Source organism: Streptomyces sp. NPDC058751, from assembly GCF_042746485.1.
GTDB lineage: Bacteria > Actinomycetota > Actinomycetes > Streptomycetales > Streptomycetaceae > Streptomyces.
Window position 1 is genome coordinate 16,963 of the sequence record NZ_JBHYPZ010000059.1, and the last position, 14,910, is coordinate 31,872.

A 14,910-nucleotide genomic window follows, 5' to 3' on the forward strand; every position below is an offset into this window, starting at 1 on the left:
CCCCGCGGCCCCTCCGACCGGCTGACGCCGGGGAGGGGCCGCTCATCTTCCGGAAGGAACGCCATGGCCATGGACGCCGTCTCCGTCATCCGTACCAAGCGGGACCGTGCCGAACTCAGCGACGCGCAGATCGACTGGGTCATCGACGCGTACACCCGCGGCGAGGTCGCCGACTACCAGATGGCCGCCCTCAACATGGCGATCCTGCTCAACGGCATGAACCGCCGTGAGATCGCCCGCTGGACGGCCGCGATGATCGCCTCGGGCGAGCGCATGGAGTTCTCCTCCCTGTCCCGCCCGACCGCCGACAAGCACTCCACGGGCGGCGTCGGTGACAAGATCACCCTCCCGCTGGCCCCGCTCGTCGCCGCCTGCGGTGCCGCGGTGCCCCAGCTCTCCGGACGCGGCCTCGGCCACACCGGCGGCACCCTGGACAAGCTGGAGTCGATCCCGGGCTGGCGCGCGCTGCTGTCCAACGAGGAGATGCTGCACGTCCTCGACACCACGGGCGCGGTCATCTGCGCGGCCGGCGACGGACTCGCCCCCGCGGACAAGAAGCTCTACGCGCTCCGCGACGTCACCGGCACGGTCGAGGCGATCCCGCTCATCGCCTCCTCCATCATGTCCAAGAAGATCGCCGAGGGCACCGGCTCGCTGGTCCTCGACGTGAAGGTCGGCACCGGCGCCTTCATGAAGACCATCGAGGACGCCCGCGAGCTGGCCTCCACCATGGTCGGCCTCGGCACCGACCACGGCGTGAGGACGGTCGCGCTCCTCACCGACATGTCGACGCCGCTCGGCCTGACCGCGGGCAACGCCCTGGAGGTCCGCGAGTCCGTCGAGGTCCTCGCCGGCGGCGGCCCCGCCGACGTCGTCGAGCTCACGATCGCCCTGGCGCGCGAGATGCTCGACGCGGCCGGGATCAAGGACGCCGACCCCGCGAAGGCGCTCGCCGACGGCTCCGCGATGGACGTGTGGCGCCGCATGATCGCCGCGCAGGGCGGCGACCCGGACGCCGCGCTGCCCACCGCCCGCGAGACGCACGTCGTCAGCGCCCCGGCCTCCGGCGTGCTGACCCGCCTCGACGCGTACGACGTCGGGATCGCCGCGTGGCGCCTGGGCGCCGGACGCGCCCGCAAGGAGGACCCGGTACAGGCGGGCGCGGGCGTCGAGCTGCACGCCAAGCCCGGTGACACGGTCACGGCGGGCCAGCCCCTCATGACCCTCCACACGGACACCCCGGACCGCTTCGAGTACGCGCTCCAGGCCGTCGAGGGCTCGTACGACATCGCCGGGGCCGGCACGGACTTCAAGGCCACCCCGATCGTGCTGGACCGCATCGCCTGACCCGCGGTTCCGTCGTTCGGGCGAACGGGGCCGGTGGACCTCCACCGGCCCCGTTCGGCATGCCCGCGATGAGTTCACGGGCGCCCGGCGGTCTATCGACCGTGGATTTCGTGAAACCGGACGTGCTCGTGCTGCTGGGCCTCGTCACCCGGGACGAGGTGCCCCGGCTCTGCGAGGCCGTCCGCGCTCTCCTCGGGGCGAGCGACGGCGGTGTCGTCGTCTGCGACGTCACGGCCCTCGGACCGCCCGGCCTCACCACCGTCGACGCGCTGGCCCGCATGGAACTGGCGGCCCGCCGGGCGGGAGGCCGCATCTGCCTGCACGGCCCGGACCAGGCACTTCGCTCCCTACTCGACCTCGTCGGCCTCCGCTTCGAGATCCGCGACCCCCACGGGCCCGCCCCCGCCCCGGGGCCCGGCGGTCCCGGCCCCCTCGGGACCGTCGAGACGGAGGGGGAGTCCGAAGAGCGGGAACCAGCGGGCCGTGTCCAGGAAGAAGTGGAACCCGGAGACACGGCCCTCTGAGATCTCCAGCACCTGAACCGACCAGGGGGTGTGGCCGCCCGCCTCCTCGTCCGGCTTGTACTGCGCGAAGCCGGGCAGGCCGTTGACCTCCACCGGGATCAGCCGTGAGCCGGCACAGGCGGCGCCCAGGGTCGTCATGAAGCCGGTGATGTCGTCCGTGCCGCGCAGCCACAGGTCGAACGGGGGCATCGTCATGACCGCGTCCTCGTGCAGGAGCGCCGTCAGGGCCGTCATGTCGTACCCCTCGAACGCCTCCACGTAGCGCTCCAGGAGCTTCTGCTGCTCCTCGTCGAGCGGGTCGGAGGTCGCGGCGTCCGCGCCCGGCCCGTTGTTCTCCGCGAGGGTGGCGCGGGCCCGCTGGAGCGCGCTGTTGACCGAGGCGACCGTCGTCCCGAGCAGTTCGGCGACCTCGCTCGCCCTCCACGCGAGGACCTCGCGCAGGATGAGGACCGCGCGCTGTTTGGGCGGGAGCTGCTGGAGGGCCGCCATGAAGGCCAGGCGCACGGACTCCTTGGCGACCGCGGCCTCCGCCGGATCGCCGGGCGTCGGCAGCACACGGCCGTCGGGCATCGGCTCCAGCCAGGTGTTGTCCGGGCGGGGGGTGAGCGCCGCCTGCGCCAGCGGCGAGGGTCCTGTGAGATCCATCGGACGAGCCCTTCTGTTGCCCGCGTTGAGCATGTCCAGGCAGACGTTCGTCGCGATCCGGTACAGCCAGGACCGCATCGAGGAGCGGCCCTCGAACGAGGCGTAGCCGCGCCAGGCCCGGACCATCGTGTCCTGCACCGCGTCCTCGGCCTCGAAGGACGAACCGAGCATGCGGTAGCAGTACCCGGTCAGTTCGACCCGGTGCTTCTCCAGCCGGACGTCCAGGTCCGTCGTCGTCGCCGTACCCTCACTCATCGCAATCCGCCCTTGTGGCCGTCTTCCCGGTTCGCGCACCGTCGCGCGGCACTTCGGAAGCTACTCCGGCCCACTGACAACGGTGTGCGGAGTGGGGAAAGCAGCAGGTCACGGGGGGTGCTCCGGAGAGGCCGGGGCCGGCCCCTCCGTGAGCCGGTCCCTCCGTGAGCCGGGACCTCAAGGGGCCGGGACCTCAGTGAGCCGGGGCCGGGGCCGGGGGGCGGTGGGCGGCGGTGCGGGCCGCGCGGGTGCCGAGCAGGGTGATCGAGACGACCCCGAGGACCGCGAACAGGCCCAGGGCCACCGTGCCCGCCCAGCCCCCCGCGTGGAAGGCGACCGCGCCCAGCGTGCTGCCGGCGCTGGAGCCGATGTAGTACGAGGACTGGTAGAGGGCCGACGCCTGCGCCCGCCCCTTCTTCGCGGTGTGGCTCACCGACGACGACGCCACCGCGTGGCCCGCGAAGAAGCCCGCGGTGATCAGGACCAGGCCGAGCAGGATCAGCGCCAGGGAGTCGGCCAGGGACAGGAGCAGACCGGCGGTCGTGGTGGCGCCCGCCACGTAGAGGGCCCCGCGACGGCCCAGCCGGCCGGCCAGCCGTCCCGCCGACGACGCCGACACCGTACCGACGAGGTAGACCAGGAAGACCGAGCCGATGACGCCCTGCGGGAGCGAGAACGGCGCCTCGCCGAGGCGGTAGCCGATGACCGTGTAGACCCCGCCGAACACCATCATGAACAGCGCGCCGATCGCGTACAGCCGGCACAGCAGCGGGTTCGCCAGGTGGTCGCGCACCGTGCGGGCCAGCACCCGGGGCCGCAGCGAACCCGGCGTGAAGTGCCGGGGCGCCGGAAGCAGCAGCCGGAAGGCCACCGCGCAGACCACGGCGATCAGCCCGATCGTGCCGACGGCCGCCCGCCAGCCCCATTCCTGCGCCACCCAGCCGGTGACGACCCGGCCGCTCATCCCGCCGATGCTGTTGCCCGCGACGAACAGACCGATCGCGGTGATCAGAGCCCTCGGGCGGACCTCCTCCGCCAGGTACGCCGTCGCCGACGCCGGGAGCCCCGCGAGTGCCGCGCCCTGGACCGCCCGCAGCGCCACCAGCGCCCCGATCGACGGCGCGAAGGGGACCAGGAGACCGACGGCCACCGCCACCACCAGGGACGCCGTCATCAACGTACGCCGTCCGAAGCGCTCCGACAGCGCGCTCATCGGCAGGACGAACAGCGCGAGCCCGCCCGTCGCGGCCGACACCGTCCAGCTCGCCTCGCCCGCGCTCACCCCGAAGTCCGAGGAGATCAGCGGCAGCAGGGCCTGGGTGGAGTAGAGGAGCGCGAAGGTCGCGACGCCCGCGAGGAAGAGCGCGAAGTTCATCCGGCGGTAGCCGGGCCCGCCGGGAGCCATGCGGGAGTCGGGGACGGTGACGGGAGCGGCGGCGGTGACGGGAGCGGCGGTGGGGGCACCCGTGACGGCGGGTGCCCCGGTACTGGCGGAAGGCATGCTTCGAACCTAGGGACGCGCCGTTCATCCGTCCAATGCATGGAATCGCCATAATCGTTCCCATGGAGCATCAGCAGAGGTCACAGCCTCACCTGTCATCGTTCAGTGACACAGGAGACAGTGCTCACTTCGCGAGACTGCTCGCCCCGCGCCTGGCGTACTTCGCCGGCGTCGCCCGCACCGAGCACGTCACCCGGGCCGCGGAGCAGATGGGGGTCCCGCAGTCGACCCTGTCCAGGGCCGTCGTCAGGCTGGAACAGGACCTGGGCGTCGGCCTGTTCGCGCGTCACGGCCGGACGGTGGCGCTGACCCCGGCCGGCCGCACCTTCCTCTCCTCCGTGGAGCGGGCCCTCGCCGAGGTCGTGCGCGCCGCCGACGAGGTGCGCGCGGACGCGGACCCGGCCACCGGCAAGGTCGCCTTCGGCTTCCTGCACACGATGGGCTCGGAGACGGTGCCGGGGCTGATCCGCGCGTTCCGCGCCGATCATCCGGGTGTCCGCTTCAGCCTCGTGCAGAACTACGGGGAGGCCATGCTGGAGCGGCTGCGCTCGGGCGAGCTGGACCTGTGTCTGACCTCGCCCGTGCCGGACGCGCCCGATCTGGTGAGCCGCCGGCTCGACGAGCAGAAGCTCCGCCTGGTCGTGCCCGCCGACCATCCGCTCGCCTCGCGCAGGCGCATCAGGCTCTCCGAGGCGGCCGACGAGGTCTTCGTGACCCTGGAACCCGGCTACGGGATGCGCGCCATCACCGACGACCTGTGCCAGGAGGCGGGGTTCCGGCCGCGCATCGCCTTCGAGGGGGAGGAGGCGGAGACGCTCCGGGGCCTCGTCGCCGCCGGTCTTGGCGTCGCCCTGCTGCCGCCGCCGGCCGTTCCCCGTCCGGGGGTCGTCGAGCTCACCGTCACCGCCCCGCGCGCCGTGCGCGAGATCGGCGTCGCCTGGCCGGCCGGCCGCCCGGACACCCCGCCGGTGGCCGCCTTCAAGAAGTTCCTGCTCGCCCGCCGCGGTCGCCTGCTGCCCGACTGAACCACCGCGGAGCGGCAGGACCCGGGTCCTGCCCGGCGGTTCCCGCCCGCCGGGCGACGACGGAGACCACCGGACGGGCCCCAGCGGCGCGACGACGGGAACCGCCGGGCACGCTCCGGTGCCGCGAACGTCGCCTGCCGTCGCGCTAGCGGCGCAACGACCGTCCGAAGCCCGCCGCCAGCGGCATCCGCAGGCCCAGGGGCGGGGGCGCGGCGAAGGCGTCCTCGACGGGGCGGGAGAAGGAGCGGCCGAACAGCGCGCCCATCACGAAGTCCTCGGCGAGGGCGAGGACTTCGTTCCGGTGCTGGTGCAGCGCGTGCCCGTCCGAGTGGACCTCGAAGCGGCAGATGCCGCGGTTGGCCTTCTTCGCGCGCGCGGCGAGCCGGAAGGACAACTCCGGGTCGGTGCGGGCGTCGTTGGTGCCGTGCACGATCAGCACCCGCCGTCCGGCGAGCTGTTTCACCGGTTCGGGTGGCGCCGCGACGTCGTCCTCGGGCAGCCAGGGCGCAAGCGCCAGCACGGAGTTGACGGCCGCGTGCCCGCCCGCGCGCAGCGCCGCCCGGCCGCCCATGTCGATGCCGGCCAGGCACACGGGCACGTCGCCGTAGCGGCGGACGACCTCGTCCGCGGCCCAGGAGGCGTCGGCCGCGAGATGGGCCTCGCTGCCGTTCCAGCCGCGGACCCGGTAGTGCACCACGTGGCCGACCAGGCCCTCCGCGCGTCCGGCGCGGGTCAGCCGGCGCCCGAGCGCGCGTACGGAAGCGGTCGCCATCATGGGGGACGGTCTTCGGGACGAGGTCTCCTCACCGCCCGGCAGCAGCAGAACAACTCCGCTGACCGCCGTCGGCTCCGGGCCGAGCGCCCTCCCCAGCCGGGCCGTGCGAACCGGCGTCGCTTGCTGTGCCATGACAGAACAGTGTCAGAAGCAAGGGTGTACGCCACCTGTCCGCACGGTCACCGTTACATATCGGCGGATGCGTACAACAGGAGATCTACGCGCGTAGGGGCTACAGTGCGAAAATGACGAGCCAGATCCGGAACACCCCGAGCTCGGAGCAGATCCGCCGGGCGCCCAAGGTCCTGCTGCACGATCACCTCGACGGGGGCCTGCGCCCCGGTACGATCGTCGAACTCGCCCGCGACGCGGGCTACTCGAACCTCCCCGAGACCGATCCGGACAAGCTCGGGATCTGGTTCCGCGAGGCCGCCGACTCCGGTTCGCTGGAGCGGTACCTGGAGACCTTCGCGCACACCTGCGCCGTCATGCAGACCCGCGAGGCGCTGGTGCGGGTCGCCGCCGAGTGCGCCGAGGACCTCGCCGAGGACGGGGTCGTCTACGCCGAGGTGCGGTACGCGCCCGAGCAGCACTTGGAGGGCGGGCTCAGCCTCGAAGAGGTCGTCGAGGCGGTCAACGAGGGCTTCAGGGAAGGGGAACGGCTGGCCCGGGAGAACGGCCACCGCATCCGGGTCGGCGCGCTGCTGACCGCGATGCGGCACGCCGCCCGCGCCCTGGAGATCGCCGAACTCGCCAACCGCCACCGCGACTCGGGCGTCGTCGGCTTCGACATCGCGGGCGCCGAGGCCGGCTTCCCGCCCACCCGGCACCTCGACGCCTTCGAGTACCTGAAGCGGGAGAACAACCACTTCACGATCCACGCCGGGGAGGCGTTCGGCCTGCCGTCCATCTGGCAGGCCCTCCAGTGGTGCGGCGCGGACCGGCTCGGGCACGGCGTCCGCATCATCGACGACATCGAGGTGCGCGAGGACGGCTCGGTGGAACTCGGCCGGCTCGCGTCGTACGTCCGCGACAAGCGCATCCCGCTGGAGCTGTGCCCCAGTTCCAACCTCCAGACCGGCGCCGCCGACTCGTACGCGGCCCACCCCATCGGGCTGCTGCGGCGCCTGCACTTCCGCGCCACGGTCAACACCGACAACCGTCTGATGTCGGGGACGAGCATGAGCCGCGAATTCGAGCACCTTGTCGAGGCGTTCGGTTACTCACTCGACGACATGCAGTGGTTCTCGGTCAATGCTATGAAGTCAGCATTCATTCCTTTCGATGAACGACTGGCCATGATCAATGACGTGATCAAGCCCGGATATGCGGAATTGAAGTCCGAGTGGCTGTTCCAGCAGACCGCCTCCACCAGCGGTTCCGTGGGAGAACAGGCCTGATCCAGGCGAACGGGGAGCGGCCGGGTCTTCACTTCTCCTCCATGATTCGGCCGCTTTTCGGTGTTTGCGGACGACGGGACGGCGTGTTTACGGTTCTGGACCGCCCACATACCCGTCTCACCCACCCCAAGGACGCATTCACGATGAAGCAGTCTGCTGCCAAGACCCTCGGTGTCGCCGCTCTCGGTGCCGCTTTCGCCGCGGTCGGCGCGGGTGCCGCGAACGCCGCCCCGGCCGTGTCGGAGGCGTCCTCGGCGCTGGACACCGTCGCCAGGACGCTGCCCGCCGAGAACGTCGCCTCGCCACTGCCCGTCGGCCAGGCGCTCGCCCAGGGCCAGAGCGCCCTCGGCGCGGGTGCGGTCGCCGCGCAGCCCGCCGCCGCGCGTCTGCTCGCCGAAGGGGCGTCCGCGCCCATGGCCGGACTGCTCGGGGGGCTGCCGGTGCAGGGGCTGCCCACGCACGGCATGCCGGTCAACGGGATTCCGCTGGGCTGACGTTCTCCGTCGGCCGACGGACGAAGGCCCCCGCCCGTCGGGGCCCGGGGCCTTCTGCCGTGCGAGGACGGGCCGCGCGCGTTCCGGTCGCGTCGCCCCCGCCCGCGCGAACGCCGGTGGGGCACACCCTTCTCGGGTGCGCCCCACCGGCGTTCGCCGTGTGTCCGCCGCCGACCGCCCGTCGCCGTCCGCCGACCCGGGTCACCAGGCGTTGCGGGCGGCCTTGTCCTCGGACGGGAAGAGGATCCACAGGGCTATGTAGAGCAGGAACTGCGGGCCGGGGAGCAGGCAGGACAGGACGAAGACGACGCGCATCGTCGTCGCCGAGGTGCCGAAGCGCCGTGCCAGCGCAGCACAGACTCCGCCGATCATGCGGCCGTTCGTGGGGCGGGCGATGGCGGTCATGGTGGCTCCTTCGCGAACCGTCGTCGAGTGCCGGCCGGGCCGGCTTCGTCGTTCTCACCGGTGCTTTCACCGATGCCCTCAACGCTACGAGGACGAAGTACGCGAAACCTCGCTCCAGGGGGCGATCCCGACCCTGGGAATCGTCGGGGTCCGACCCTGAGCCAGGTCCTCCCGGAGAACGGCCGCGCGGCGCCGCGTCTCGGCCCTGCGGCGGAACCGGGCCCTGAGAGCGGGCACGACCGCGAGGTGCGCGAGGGCCACGCCGACGGTGTTCAGCATGATCGAGTCGATGTCCACGACCTGGCCCGGGACCCCGGTCTGGAGCAGTTCTATGCCCAGCGACAGCAGCACGCCCGCGGCGGTCGTCCGCAGGAGCGAGCCGAGACGGGAGACGGCGAGCCGGCCCCCCGCCATCGGCAGCAGCACGCCCAGCGGGGCGAGCAGACCGAGGCCCGCGGCGATGCGCCGGGCCGCCACCTCGGGCCCCAGCGCGAGGTCGGCTCTGATACCCGCGAAGGGCCGCAGGTTGGCGGCGCTCATCCAGGGGACGTCCAGCGGACGCAGCGTGATCCAGGCGACGAGCGCCAGGTGTGCGACGAGGAGGACACCTCCTGTCGCACGGACGCGGGTGACGGCGCTGCCGTCCTCTGAACCTTGACGCTGCACGCCCCCCAAGACGCGGCCCCCGGCACGATCGGTTCCGCTGCGGTGGGTTTCGGCCCCGTAGCGTTACGAACTCCGGACAGCCGTCGACGCCGGGGCCGTGTCGCCCGGGGCGGCGCGCACCTCGGGGGTGCACTGGTAACTGCGCAGGCCGGCGGGGGCGGGACCGCCCAGGACGACACTGCCGTCGTCCCGCGCCGCGGCCGAGTCCGAGAAGGTGCAGACGATCTGGCCGAGGGCCGTCCGCGTGAGGTCCTGCGGCGGGGTGCTCAGCCGCAGGGCGTCCTCGGGATCCCCGTCGCCGGGCCCGCTGACCGTCATGCCGCCGCGTACGTCCGTCGTGTACCCGGCCTGCTCCTCGGGCGTCGTCGGGGCCTCGGCGAGCTCGTCCAGCAGCGCCTGGGCCACCAGGACCCGGCGCTCCGACTCCGCCGTGCCGTCCGGGATGCGTGCCGACCGGTCGACCGTGACCAGTTGTTCCGAGCAGGTCAGGAAGACCTGGACCGGTACCCCGTGCGAGGTCTGGGCGGTGACGTCGGTGGCGGAGAGGGCACAGGGCACCCGCGAGGGCGCCGGACCGAAGTCGGTGGGCACCTGGGTGGGACGGATGCCGCACCCCGCGAGCAGCCCGGCGAGCAGCACCACACCCAGCCAGCCCCGTCCCACCGGGGAGCCGGGGACGCGGGGGCGGGCGGGTCGCGCGGAGCCGCGGGCCACCGGCGTGCGTGGTGAACCGGCGGTCCGGGCGCGGGTGGTCTCCGGAGAACCGGCCGACGGCCGGCAGGCGGCACCCGGGGAACCTGTGGGGTGGGCGGTCCCCGGGACCGGGGGGTGTGCGGGGGTCATCCGGTGGGGCCTTCCGTGCCGTTCCCGTGCGCGGAGGCATCCCGGCCCCGCGGGTGGTCGGCGAGCAGCTCCGACGCGTCCTGGGGCAGGCGCAGCGTGAAGACCGCCCCGCCCTCGGGAGCGTTCGCCGCGGTGATCTCGCCGCCGTGGATGTGCGCGTTCTCCAGGGCGATGGAGAGCCCGAGACCGCTGCCCTCGGAACGCGGGCGGGACGCGCTGGCCTTGTAGAACCGGTCGAAGACGTGCGGCAGGACGTCCTCGGGAATGCCGGGACCGTGGTCCTGCACCTCGATGACCAGTTCCTCGCCCTCCACGCGCACCGACACCCGGACCGGCGAACCGCCGTGCTTGAGCGCGTTGCCGATCAGGTTCGCCAGGATGACGTCGAGCCGGCGCGGGTCGAGCCGCGCCATCATGCCGCGTTCGGCGTCCAGTTCGACGGCGTCCAGCCAGGCGCGCGCGTCGATGCACGCGGTGATCTGGTCGGCGATGTCCACGTCGTCGAGGACGATACGGGCGGTGCCCGCGTCGAAGCGGGTCACCTCCATCAGGTTCTCGACGAGGTCGCCCAGGCGCCGGGTCTCGCTGACGACGAGCCGTACGGCCGGCTCGATCATCGGGTCGACACTGCCGGTCTGCGCGTCCAGTTCCTCTTCGAGGATCTCGGTGACGGCGGTGATCGCGGTGAGCGGCGTACGCAGTTCGTGCGACATGTCGGCGACGAACCGGCGGGACGCCTCGTCCCGCGCGCTCATGTCCGCGACCCGCTTCTCCAGCGACTCCGCCGTCCGGTTGAACGTCCGTGACAGATCGGCGAGTTCGTCCGTGCCGGAGACCCGCAGCCGGGTGTCCAGCTTGCCCTCGCCGAGCCGGCGGGCCGCGATGCCGAGGCGGTGGACCGGCTTGAGGACCGTGGTCGCGGCGGCCTGGGCGAGCAGCGCCGAGCCGATCAGCGCGAGCCCCGTCGCGATCCCCAGCGACCAGGCCAGGGAGTTGAGGTCCTTGGCCTCCGGCTCCAGGGACTTGAGCATGTAACCGGTCGTGCTGCCGTCGATCACCCGGGCCCCGCCCACGAGGTACGACTTGTCGTGCTGGGTGATCCGCTGCCAGTACAAGTGGTACGCGGACGTGTTGGTCGAGGTCAGCGGCTGCTGCTTGTTCACCGCCTTGCGGAGGGACCTGGGCACGTCCTCCAGCGTGAACGTGTCCAGCTCGGAGTTGCCGGTGATCCTCCTGCCGTCGGCGGCCTCGGCGGTCAGCAGCACGCTGAAGCGCTGGCTGCTGTTCGCCATCTGCCGCGCCGTGCGCTGGAGTTCGTCCTGCGCCGGGTGCACGGGCAGCATGCTCGCGTGGTTGCGCATCTCCTGCTGGAAGTCGCGCAGCACCGCGTCCTGGGTACGCGTCAGCACGGCCTCGCGGTTGAGCCAGTACGCGATGCCCGACGCGGACACCGCCGCGGTGAGCGCGACGAGTCCGAACACCACGACCAGCCGCAGCCGCAGACTGGTGAAGCGCAGACCGGACAGCAACGCCTTGCGCGCCGCGGCCCAGCCGCGGAGCTTGTCCTGCGGTTTGGTCACTGAGGGTTGTCCAGCCGGTAGCCGACGCCGCGCACGGTACGGATCAGAGTGGGCGAGGACGGCACGTCCTCCACCTTGGCGCGCAGCCGCTGCACACAGGCGTCGACCAGGCGCGAGTCGCCCAGGTAGTCGTGCTCCCACACCAGGCGCAGCAACTGCTGCCTGGACAGGGCCTGTCCGGGCCTGCGGCTCAGCTCCAGGAGCAACCGCAGTTCGGTGGGCGTCAGTTGCAGATCCTCGCCGTTCTTGGTGACCGTCATCGCGGCACGGTCGATGACCAGCGAGCCGAACGACGCCGAGTCGTTCGCCTCCCGCTCGCCGCGGCGCAGCACGGCACGGATCCGGGCGTCGAGCACCCGGCCCTGCACGGGCTTGACGACGTAGTCGTCGGCGCCGGACTCCAGTCCGACCACGACGTCGATGTCGTCACTGCGCGCGGTCAGCAGGATGATCGGAAGCTGGTCGGTGCGACGGATGCGCCGGCACACCTCGAATCCGTCGATGCCGGGCAGCATCACATCCAGCACGATCAGATCCGGTCGCTGCTCGCGCAGCAGCTTCAGACCGTCCTCGCCGGTGGCAGCGGTGGCCACCCGGTGTCCCTGGCGCGTCAGTGAGAGCTCCAGGGCCGTCCGGATGGCGTCGTCGTCCTCGATCAGCAACAGGGAAGGCACGGATGTCATTCTGGCCCATGTCATGCTCGTGTATCGACTGTTGGAGCGCTCCCACTCGTCTCCCGGGCCCGACTGAGGGCGTCCCGGACGTCGGCCGGGGCCCGAGTGACCGTCTGCGTAGTCGTACCGCTCTTCTCCGTGATCGCGCCGTGCCGCGCCCGGGGGCGGTCCCTGTGACAGGTCTGTGACAGTCGGGGGACACGGCCATGAAGTGGGCCCGGCAAGCTTTTCGACACAAGGCAGGACGCACGACGGAACGAACCGAAGAACCGGGACTCCACGACGGGGGGCGCGAGATGAACACGCTGCACCGCACCAGCACTAGCGCAGTTGTCACGCGGCTCCACGACGTCACCCGGGCCACGGAGAAGTCCGGGAATGTGAGCTCTCGGGGGTGCGCTCGCGGTGCCGGGCGTCAGCACACCGTGTACATGACGGTGGTTGACACTTTCACGGGGGAGAACACCACGGCGCCCGCCGCCGTGGGCACGACGGGGGGGAAGGCTCACGGGGGAGCCGCGTACGGGGAGGACTCGGGGGAGCGTCGTTCCGGGGCGGGGAGCGCGGAGGCCGAAGCGGCCTTCACCGCCTACGTCCAGGAGCGCCGCGCCTCCCTGTACGCAACCGCCTACCACCTGACCGGTGACCGCTTCGAGGCCGAGGACCTGCTGCAGAGCGCGCTGTTCTCGACGTACCGGGCGTGGGACCGGATCAGCGACAAGGCCGCGGTCGGGGGCTACCTCCGCCGCACCATGACCAATCTGCACATCAGCGCGTGGCGCCGCCGCAAGCTGAACGAGTACCCGACCGAGGAGCTGCCGGAGACGGCCGGCGACACGGACGCGATGCGCGGCACCGAGCTGCGCGCGGTCCTGTGGCAGGCGCTGGCCCGGCTGCCCGAACTCCAGCGCACGATGCTGGTCCTGCGCTACTACGAGGGCCGCACCGACCCGGAGATCGCGGAGATCCTCGGCATCAGTGTCGGCACGGTGAAGTCCAGCATCTGGCGGTCGCTCCGCCGGATGCGCGAGGACGAGGTCCTCAGCTTCGGCCGTGACGAGGAGGAGTCCTTCGGCGAGCTCGTCGCCTGAGGGCCGGGGGAGCGACAAGAAGGACGGGCCGGCTCCGGGGGAGCCGGTGACGGGGGAGCCGGTTCCGGGGGGAACCGGCACCGAACGGGGTCACGGGGAAACGGGGCACGGGCAATCGGCCGTGCCACGGGGGACCACGGGGGAAACGGAAGAAGGTCCAAGCGGTCGGGGGTCCGCCTGGACCTTCTTTCGTGTTCGGGCCTTCGTGTCCGGGGCGTCGGCGGTTACGCGGTCGCCGTGGGGGCGGACGCCCGGGGTGCGGCCGTGGTGGCCGACGCGGCCTTCAGCCGGTCCAGGGCCTCGTCCCGGTCGCAGGGGTGGGCGCCCAGCGCGGCCTGGCGCGCCACGATGGAACGCTCGGAGCACATCAGCCGCCAGCCGCGCCGCAGCAGGAAGGGCACCGATTTGCGGCCCTCCCTCAGGTCCCGCACGAAACGGCGCCGGAACGTGGTGACCGCGCCGCGGGACAGGCACAACGCGTCGGCGAGAACGCCGAGTTCGCGGCAGCGCCCGACGATCTCGGCGGCGAAGATCCCCTCCGCGATGAACAGCGGGGCCCCGTCGATGCCCAGGGCCTCGGTCCCGGTGCGGGCGCTCAGTGAGATGTCGTAGACGGGGATGGTCGTACGTCCCGTACGGCACAGTTCCTCGATCGCGGCGACGGCGGTGTCCGCGTCCCACGACCGCGGGTGGTCCCAGTCGATGTCCTCGCTGCCCTCGACCTGGGGCAGCGTCGGGTCGCCGGCCTCTTTGTAGAAGTCGTCGAGCCGGAGCACGGGGAGCCCGGAGGCCGCGGAGAGAAGGGACTTCCCGGAGCCGGAGGGGCCGCAGAGCAGCACCACGCGGGCGGGTATCGGGAGAGGGGAACCCAATGGTCTGTGCCTTCTGTGAAAGGTCCGGCGGCGCCGCGCGTCGGCGCGGCTCCCCACCATTATCCCCGTCTTCGCCGAACGTACGGACGGATGTCGGGTGAATGTGACGAGTGGCGCTGATATGCCTGTTGACCCGCAGGAGCGAATCCGCCGCATTGACCACCCGGGGCGTGATCCCCGTCAACTACTGTGCGTGTCGCACCAATCGCAATCCGTCTCGATCCTCCGTCCTTCAATCCCCGCTAGCCGAAGAGGAATACCTGATGGCGCGACACGCAGCCCAGCGGAACACCCTGGCCCGTACGACAGCGCGGATCGCCGCGGTGGTCGGTGTGGCCGCCGCCGGTGTGGCCGCGGCCGCACCGGCCTTCGCGGACACGGCTTCCGTCGTCGACACCGTACGCACCCGGTCGGCCCCGCTCGGCGACGTCGACCCGCAGGCGGGGGCGAAGGCGCTGACCGGAACCGTGGGGCATGTCACGGGCCCCGTCGAGGACCTCAAGCCCAACCCGCTGGCCGGCACCGGTGTGGACCCGCTCGACAACGGCTTGGGCACCCAGGTCGGGGACTTCAAGCCGCTGTCCTCGAAGATGCTCACCGGGCCTGTGGCGCAGGCGCAGTCGGTCGGCAGCATCCCGGGGGTCGGCCAGGCGGCCGCACTCCTGCACTGACGCCTCGCGCACGGGCCTGGGCCCTGTCGTCAAATCCCTGTCTGCCCGGCGACGCCATGCGCGCACTCTCGCCGCACCGGCCCCAGACCCGAGTACATCCAGTACGCAGGCCTGGGGCCGGCACGCCGAGAGCACGCACCTG

General features: G+C 72.1%; 15 protein-coding genes and 1 pseudogene. 7 read left to right on the plus strand and 9 right to left on the minus strand.

Annotation, left to right across the window (positions count from 1 at the left end):
- The first annotated feature begins 63 nt into the window (after nt 1–63).
- Nucleotides 64–1,347 carry a thymidine phosphorylase gene (locus tag ACFW6B_RS36935; protein WP_386603445.1) on the plus strand — a complete coding sequence of 428 codons (1,284 nt, stop codon included), beginning with the start codon at nt 64–66 and terminating at the stop codon, nt 1,345–1,347.
- A 68-nt stretch (nt 1,348–1,415) separates the two neighbouring features.
- A pseudogene (locus ACFW6B_RS36940) lies at nt 1,416–1,655 on the plus strand (hypothetical protein); the annotation flags it as partial.
- A 39-nt stretch (nt 1,656–1,694) separates the two neighbouring features.
- On the opposite strand, the gene ACFW6B_RS36945 reads toward ACFW6B_RS36940, so the two are convergent.
- Together ACFW6B_RS36945 and ACFW6B_RS36950 are read right to left on the minus strand one after the other, a co-directional pair.
- The gene (locus ACFW6B_RS36945; protein ID WP_386603447.1) at nt 1,695–2,771 is read right to left on the minus strand and encodes a sigma-70 family RNA polymerase sigma factor; all 1,077 of its coding nucleotides are present in this window, start codon (nt 2,769–2,771) and stop codon (nt 1,695–1,697) included.
- Nucleotides 2,772–2,964: 193 nt separating this feature from the next.
- Nucleotides 2,965–4,272, minus strand: a complete 1,308-nt coding sequence (locus ACFW6B_RS36950; RefSeq protein ID WP_386603449.1) for an MFS transporter — start codon at nt 4,270–4,272, stop codon at nt 2,965–2,967.
- Nucleotides 4,273–4,334: 62 nt separating this feature from the next.
- Here ACFW6B_RS36950 and ACFW6B_RS36955 point away from each other — a divergent pair, with 62 nt between their 5' ends.
- On the plus strand, nt 4,335–5,297 hold the full coding sequence (locus ACFW6B_RS36955) for a LysR family transcriptional regulator (protein ID WP_386603451.1): 963 nt from the start codon (nt 4,335–4,337) through the stop codon (nt 5,295–5,297).
- A gap of 145 nt (nt 5,298–5,442) precedes the next feature.
- Here the strand turns inward: ACFW6B_RS36955 and ACFW6B_RS36960 are convergent, their stop codons facing one another.
- Nucleotides 5,443–6,204, minus strand: coding sequence for an alpha/beta hydrolase (locus ACFW6B_RS36960; RefSeq protein ID WP_386603453.1), 762 nt, complete (start codon nt 6,202–6,204; stop codon nt 5,443–5,445).
- A 113-nt stretch (nt 6,205–6,317) separates the two neighbouring features.
- Between ACFW6B_RS36960 and ACFW6B_RS36965 the strand changes: the two genes are divergently transcribed.
- Both ACFW6B_RS36965 and ACFW6B_RS36970 read left to right on the plus strand, forming a co-directional pair.
- A complete protein-coding gene (locus ACFW6B_RS36965; RefSeq protein ID WP_386603455.1) occupies nt 6,318–7,472 on the plus strand; it encodes an adenosine deaminase in 1,155 nt (384 codons plus the stop codon).
- 143 nt (nt 7,473–7,615) lie between these two features.
- Complete coding sequence (locus tag ACFW6B_RS36970) at nt 7,616–7,966, plus strand: ATP-binding protein (protein ID WP_386603457.1); 351 nt, start codon at nt 7,616–7,618, stop codon at nt 7,964–7,966.
- A 201-nt stretch (nt 7,967–8,167) separates the two neighbouring features.
- On the opposite strand, the gene ACFW6B_RS36975 is transcribed toward ACFW6B_RS36970, so the two are convergent.
- The 5 genes from ACFW6B_RS36975 to afsQ1 all read right to left on the minus strand — a co-directional run bounded on the left by ACFW6B_RS36975 (nt 8,168) and on the right by afsQ1 (nt 12,134).
- Complete coding sequence (locus ACFW6B_RS36975; protein ID WP_386603459.1) at nt 8,168–8,371, minus strand: PspC domain-containing protein; 204 nt, start codon at nt 8,369–8,371, stop codon at nt 8,168–8,170.
- 84 nt (nt 8,372–8,455) lie between these two features.
- Nucleotides 8,456–9,037, minus strand: a complete 582-nt coding sequence (locus ACFW6B_RS36980; protein WP_386603461.1) for a VanZ family protein — start codon at nt 9,035–9,037, stop codon at nt 8,456–8,458.
- Between the two features lie 63 nt (nt 9,038–9,100).
- The gene (locus tag ACFW6B_RS36985) at nt 9,101–9,751 is read right to left on the minus strand and encodes a hypothetical protein (protein WP_386603463.1); all 651 of its coding nucleotides are present in this window, start codon (nt 9,749–9,751) and stop codon (nt 9,101–9,103) included.
- Nucleotides 9,752–9,876: 125 nt separating this feature from the next.
- The gene (locus tag ACFW6B_RS36990; RefSeq protein WP_386603465.1) at nt 9,877–11,460 is read right to left on the minus strand and encodes an ATP-binding protein; all 1,584 of its coding nucleotides are present in this window, start codon (nt 11,458–11,460) and stop codon (nt 9,877–9,879) included.
- A complete protein-coding gene (gene afsQ1 / locus ACFW6B_RS36995; protein ID WP_037625670.1) occupies nt 11,457–12,134 on the minus strand; it encodes a two-component system response regulator AfsQ1 in 678 nt (225 codons plus the stop codon). The genes ACFW6B_RS36990 and afsQ1 overlap by 4 nt, the downstream gene beginning before the upstream one ends.
- 296 nt (nt 12,135–12,430) lie before the next feature.
- On the opposite strand from afsQ1, the gene ACFW6B_RS37000 reads away from it, so the two are divergent.
- The gene (locus tag ACFW6B_RS37000) at nt 12,431–13,225 is read left to right on the plus strand and encodes a SigE family RNA polymerase sigma factor (protein ID WP_386603468.1); all 795 of its coding nucleotides are present in this window, start codon (nt 12,431–12,433) and stop codon (nt 13,223–13,225) included.
- Nucleotides 13,226–13,449: 224 nt separating this feature from the next.
- Here ACFW6B_RS37000 and ACFW6B_RS37005 read toward each other — a convergent pair whose 3' ends face one another.
- The gene (locus ACFW6B_RS37005; RefSeq protein WP_386603470.1) at nt 13,450–14,097 is read right to left on the minus strand and encodes a uridine kinase; all 648 of its coding nucleotides are present in this window, start codon (nt 14,095–14,097) and stop codon (nt 13,450–13,452) included.
- A 263-nt stretch (nt 14,098–14,360) separates the two neighbouring features.
- Between ACFW6B_RS37005 and ACFW6B_RS37010 the strand changes: the two genes are divergently transcribed.
- Entirely contained in the window at nt 14,361–14,768 is a 408-nt protein-coding gene (locus ACFW6B_RS37010) for a hypothetical protein (RefSeq protein WP_386603472.1), read from the plus strand.
- The last annotated feature ends 142 nt before the right edge of the window (nt 14,769–14,910 follow it).